Origin of the sequence: Avibacterium avium (assembly GCF_900454535.1) — a bacterium.
GTDB classification, from domain to species: domain Bacteria; phylum Pseudomonadota; class Gammaproteobacteria; order Enterobacterales; family Pasteurellaceae; genus Avibacterium; species Avibacterium avium.
Window position 1 is genome coordinate 1 of sequence record NZ_UGSP01000002.1, and the last position, 5,000, is coordinate 5,000.

Consider the following 5,000-nt stretch of genomic DNA (forward strand, 5'->3'; position numbering starts at 1 on the left):
CACAGATTTACCGCACTTACGCACAATGACACATTGTAGCGGCGGAAAATTTCAAGAAACAGTTTAAGCGCGCAGATAAAGTGGGCGCCAAATTTGCCCTTGTTATTGGTGAAAGTGAAGCACAAAATCAGCAAGTGGTGGTCAAAGATTTGCTTGGTGGCGAACAGCAAGTTTTAGCGCAAGCTGATGTGGTAGATTTTTTTAAAAATATATTTGAATAAGGAAAAACTATGGCTTATACCATTGAAGAAGAACAAGAACTGAATGAACTGAAAACGTGGTGGAAAGAAAATGGCAAATTGGTTGTTGCCATTTTTGTACTAACTCTTGCAGGTGTTTTTGGTTGGCGTTATTGGCAATCTCATCAAATTGCACAAAATCAACAACGTTCAGCACAATATGAACAGCTTGTGAGCCAATTTCAGGCGGATAAAGCGAATGTGGCGAGCGTAGAACAATTCGCACAAAGCAATGACAAAACTGCTTATGCCGTATTTGCCTTATTAGATGCCGCCAGTATTTCTGTGCAAAAACAAGATTTCGCGCAAGCCGAAAATTTATTAAAACAAGCCTTAGCCAATGCAGATGATGACATTTTGCGTTCGGTCAGTGCATTACGCTTGGCCGCCGTGCAGTTCCAACAGCAGCAATTTGATAATGCTTTAGCTTCGCTTGATCAAGTTAAAGGGGACGCGTGGAACAGCGCGGCATTCTTATTAAAAGGCGATATTCAACTTGCAAAAGGCGATAAAGAAAGTGCCAAAGCCAGTTTTGAACAAGGGCTAAAAAATGCCAGCCCAGTGGAAACGGATTTAATCCAAGTGCGGTTGAATAATTTATAATTTTTTAAAAGGCTTACAGCATAATGTAGGCCTTTTTTATTGGAATAATGAAATGAAAATTTTTACCACCGCCTATTGTTTTTCTTGCTTGTGCGGGCGGAATGTATCTTCTTCCTGCTTTTGGCGTGTTTCATCTTCGCGATTAGTTATTTGCCGATATTGTTGCTGGCAAGCCTTATCGCCATTTGTAGCCTTTGGCAATTTCATCAAGCTAAAACCACGATCAGTCCGCTGTCGGTAGAAAAAACTTCGCAGCTTATCACAACAGGCATTTATGCGTTTAGCCGCAATCCGATGTATCTTAGTTTTGGTGATTTTACTCAGCTGGTTTTTATGGCTAGGCAATGGGCTGGCAATTTTTGGGCTGATCTTCTTTGTTCTCATTATGAACCAATTTCAAATTAAGCAAGAAGAACAAGTTCTACTACGGCTTTTCGGCAAAGACTATCAACAATATTGCCAGCAGGTTAGACGCTGGATATAACTCACCGTACAGAAAGTGCGGTCATTTTTTAGCATTTTTTCTACGCAAAAACTGTTTCACTTTTTCTTTCGGCAAACGGTAGAAAATTAAGGCAATAAAAATTAAGCCGCAGCCTAGTGCCTTATGGGGGGTGAGTGGCTCGTGGAAAATTAGCATACTCAAAAACAGCGTCCATACCGGCTCAAGCAGCATAATTAATGCGGCATTACCGACACTGGAATATTTCTGCCCGAGCGTTTGCAGTAAAAAGCGGAAATTGGTGGCGATCAACACGCTAGCAGCCAACCAGCCCCAAGTTTCATTGGGAATATTCGCAGGCCAAGTTTCCACAAACATTGAATACAAACCACATAAAATTCCAACCATAGCGAGCTGAATGGTGGTGAGTGGCAACACGGGAATATGGCGCGCATAATGATGATTAAGCACAAAATAGCTAGCAGCCAATAATGAAGTGAGCAAATACAGGCTGTTATCGGAAGAAAGATCAAATCCATTGTTGCCTAAGGCAAGAAAGTACAAGCCTAAAACCGCAATGGGTAAACAGAGCCAAAAGCTCGATTGTGGTTTTTGTTTAAACACGATCCAAGCCAGCAACGGTGCGATCAACATTGACAAACTGGTAAGAAACGCGCCTTCACCGAAATTGGTATTATTGGTGATGGCTAAAATCCAAACGCCAAGAAAAACCGCAAAAACACCACCAATTAGCACCGCACTTATCACTTGCTGGCGGTTTAAACGGCGTAAGTGAACGTAAGCAAAGGGCAGAAAAACCAGTGCAGCAAGAAAAAACCGCAAGCCGATAAATCCTACCGAGGGCAAAGCATCAATGGCATATTTTGAAAAGAACCAGCCAATGGCGGCCGAAATGGTCACAAATAAAAGGATAATTTCCCCACGATAACGTTCTAACATTGTTGTTCCTTATAATAGCACGCCATAACCACGGCGTTTTCTCGTCCACCGTCTAACGTTGGATAATAATTTTTGCGAATATCCACTTCGTTAAAGCCGCATTGTAGATAAAGTTTTTGCGCAATTTCATTGGATTGACGCACTTCTAACCATAACGTCAAAATGCCCTGTCCACGCAATTCATCAATTAACGAATGCAATAATTGCTTTCCTAAGCCTTGCCCTTGATAAGCTGGATCAATGGCAAGGTTGAACAGAGTCGCTTCATCAAGCACTTTTTGGCAAATAGCAAAGCCGATAATACGTTGATCTTTCTCCAATTTTAAATTGAAATAACGCTCGCCTTGATTATTTTTTAATGTACCTAATGACCAAGGCACAAGATGCGCCTGCTGTTCGATCTCAAATAATCGATCAAAATCCTGAGGTAGAATAGGGGAGATTTTTACCATTATGGGTTAATTCCTTGAATTTGTTGCCATAATTTACGTTTTTCTTGTGGGCTTGCCATAAAGGTTTTCCAGTCTGGTGAATGCCATTGACTCAACGCTTTTTGACAATAAGGTAAAGTGCGGTGGATTTTTTCAGAATTTTCACTTAATAGCCAATAATGCACTTCGTGGCTGACGTGCAAATGGGGGATAAAATCAAAATGGATTGCTAAATATTCATTTTGCTTTAGATCTAAGCTGCGCAAAATATCTTCTAATAACGGCGTAGGGAGATTTTCGGTTTCGCTAATGATCACCAACCGCACCTGCTCATCAATAGGAATATTTACCACGCCTTGCAAACTTTCAGGGCGCACCAGTTGCCATTGGGAAAGCCCCATTTCTTGTAACAGAAGTTGATGCCGTTTCATAAAATGATGATTGATGAACTAAATTGCGTCATTGTAAACATTTCTCAAAATGTGGGCAAATTTTCATTGTGTTTTGTGATTTAATCTCAGTAAAATGCCACTTTATTATTTATTAGATAGGATAAACCCGTGATTTCACCTGAAAGCCAAGTGCTAGAACGCCATCTTTCTTTATTTGAAAATCGAAATGTATTATTTGCTGGGGCATTGAATGATGATTTTCCACAGCAATTACGCAACAACGCGCAATCAGTCCATTGCTGGACGTGGTATTTTGACTATGCCGAAAACAAAAGTGCGGTGGATTTTTCCGTAGATTTTGTGCCAAAGGCCGATTTAATCGTTTATTATTGGACAAAAAACAAACAAGAAAATCAGCTGCAATTAATGCGGCTTTTATCACAATGCGCGCCTGAGCAAGAAGTGTTGATTATTGGTGAAAATCGCAGCGGTGTACGTTCAGCGGAAAAAATGCTTTCCCCTTTCGGCGAAATTGGCAAAATTGATAGCGCAAGACGTTGTGGACTTTATCATTTTTGTTTGAAAAATCCACCGCACTTTGATTTAGCCAAATATTGGAAATCTTATCAGCACGCGCAACTTGGTGATTTGACGATTTTTAGCTTGCCGGGAGTCTTTAGTGCAGCGGAATTAGATGTGGGAACGGCATTATTGCTTTCTACATTAGATCGCCCGATCAAAGGTCGTGTGCTAGATATGGGCTGTGGCGCAGGTGTGATTGGAAGCTATATTAAACAGCATAATCCAAGTGTGAATCTTGTGATGACGGATATTCACGCTTTAGCTATCGCTTCTGCAGAGCGTACTTTGGCAGAAAATCAGCTTGAAGCTGATGTGTTAGCAAGCAATGTGTTCACAAATAGAAGGCAAGTTTGACTTGATTATTTCTAACCCGCCTTTTCACGATGGCGTGGATACCGCATTTCGCGCAGTGTCTGAGCTTATCCAGCAAGCCAAATGGCATTTAAACGAAGGGGGCGAGTTACGCATTGTTGCTAATGCTTTCTTACCTTATGCAGATTTGTTGGATCAGCATTTTGGCTCGCATCAGGTGTTAGCCAAAACCAATAAATTTAAAGTTTATTCGACTTTTTATTAAGAAAAATAGGATTTCGTTATAAAAATCGCCATAAATGTAATGTTTTTTATTCATAGTGAACAAAAAAATATCACTTAATAAAAAAAATAAAAAAAATGCTAGACAAGGGATTGGGAAACTCTTAATATACGCCCCGCAACGACGCAGTGAGATATAAAAACGCGTTCGTAGCTCAGTTGGATAGAGCGTTGGCCTCCGGAGCCAAAGGTCGCAAGTTCGAATCTTGTCGAGCGCGCCAGAGTCAATGCAATACAACAATGGTGGCTATAGCTCAGTTGGTAGAGCCCCGGATTGTGATTCCGGTTGTCGTGGGTTCAAGTCCCATTAGCCACCCCAATTTCTGTCGGCGAGTAGCGCAGCTTGGTAGCGCAACTGGTTTGGGACCAGTGGGTCGTAGGTTCAAATCCTATCTCGCCGACCACTTTTGCTCTTTAACAATCAATCAGACAATCTGTGTGGGCACTTGTTGATTCTGGAAAAATTTAAAAGATTTAGAACAATTAGTGCTTAACTGAAATTCATAGTGATTTTAAATGAAATCACAGAGCTTTGTTAGTGTACGAATTGAGAAAGATTAAACTGAAGAGTTTGATCATGGCTCAGATTGAACGCTGGCGGCAGGCTTAACACATGCAAGTCGAACGGTAACGGGTTGAAAGCTTGCTTTCGACGCTGACGAGTGGCGGACGGGTGAGTAATGCTTGGGAATCTGGCTTATGGAGGGGGATAACCATTGGAAACGATGGCTAATACCGCATAGAATCGAGAGATTAA

6 protein-coding genes, 3 tRNA genes, 1 rRNA gene and 2 pseudogenes (1 of these 12 running past the window's edge) are annotated in these 5,000 nt (G+C 41.2%); 8 read left to right on the top strand and 4 right to left on the bottom strand.

The features are described 5' to 3' along the window. A pseudogene (locus DYC50_RS10505) lies at positions 1-221 on the top strand (His/Gly/Thr/Pro-type tRNA ligase C-terminal domain-containing protein); the annotation flags it as partial. Positions 222-230: 9 nt separating this feature from the next. After that, a complete protein-coding gene (locus tag DYC50_RS10510) occupies positions 231-842 on the top strand; it encodes a YfgM family protein (RefSeq protein ID WP_115249932.1) in 612 nt (203 codons plus the stop codon). 72 nt (positions 843-914) lie between these two features. On the opposite strand, the gene DYC50_RS10785 is transcribed toward DYC50_RS10510, so the two are convergent. Beyond that, positions 915-1,049 carry a hypothetical protein gene (locus tag DYC50_RS10785; protein WP_281268542.1) on the bottom strand — a complete coding sequence of 45 codons (135 nt, stop codon included), beginning with the start codon at positions 1,047-1,049 and terminating at the stop codon, positions 915-917. Here DYC50_RS10785 and DYC50_RS10825 point away from each other — a divergent pair. After that, positions 1,005-1,247 (top strand): methyltransferase family protein, encoded by a 243-nt coding sequence (locus DYC50_RS10825; RefSeq protein ID WP_425451089.1) that lies wholly within the window; start codon positions 1,005-1,007, stop codon positions 1,245-1,247. The genes DYC50_RS10785 and DYC50_RS10825 overlap by 45 nt on opposite strands. Positions 1,248-1,347: 100 nt before the next feature. Here the strand turns inward: DYC50_RS10825 and DYC50_RS10520 are convergent, their stop codons facing one another. Genes DYC50_RS10520 through DYC50_RS10530 form a run of 3 tightly spaced genes read right to left on the bottom strand, consistent with a single transcriptional unit; the run spans position 1,348 to position 3,106 of the window. Then, a complete protein-coding gene (locus DYC50_RS10520; RefSeq protein ID WP_115250209.1) occupies positions 1,348-2,244 on the bottom strand; it encodes a DMT family transporter in 897 nt (298 codons plus the stop codon). Further along, positions 2,238-2,696 (bottom strand): ribosomal protein S18-alanine N-acetyltransferase, encoded by a 459-nt coding sequence (gene rimI, locus DYC50_RS10525; protein ID WP_115250211.1) that lies wholly within the window; start codon positions 2,694-2,696, stop codon positions 2,238-2,240. Before rimI ends, DYC50_RS10520 begins: the two co-directional genes overlap by 7 nt. Beyond that, a complete protein-coding gene (locus tag DYC50_RS10530; protein ID WP_115249928.1) occupies positions 2,696-3,106 on the bottom strand; it encodes a DNA polymerase III subunit psi in 411 nt (136 codons plus the stop codon). Before DYC50_RS10530 ends, rimI begins: the two co-directional genes overlap by 1 nt. Before the next feature lie 129 nt (positions 3,107-3,235). Between DYC50_RS10530 and rsmC the strand changes: the two are divergent. The 5 genes and pseudogenes from rsmC to DYC50_RS10555 form a co-directional block, all read left to right on the top strand. After that, positions 3,236-4,226 (top strand): annotated as a pseudogene (rsmC, locus tag DYC50_RS10535) (16S rRNA (guanine(1207)-N(2))-methyltransferase RsmC). A 161-nt stretch (positions 4,227-4,387) separates the two neighbouring features. Beyond that, a tRNA-Arg gene (locus DYC50_RS10540) sits at positions 4,388-4,464 on the top strand. A gap of 22 nt (positions 4,465-4,486) precedes the next feature. After that, a tRNA-His gene (locus tag DYC50_RS10545) sits at positions 4,487-4,562 on the top strand. Positions 4,563-4,570: 8 nt separating this feature from the next. Continuing rightward, positions 4,571-4,647 (top strand) — tRNA-Pro (locus DYC50_RS10550). Positions 4,648-4,802: 155 nt separating this feature from the next. Then, positions 4,803-5,000 (top strand): 16S ribosomal RNA (locus tag DYC50_RS10555); it runs 1,341 nt beyond the window's last position.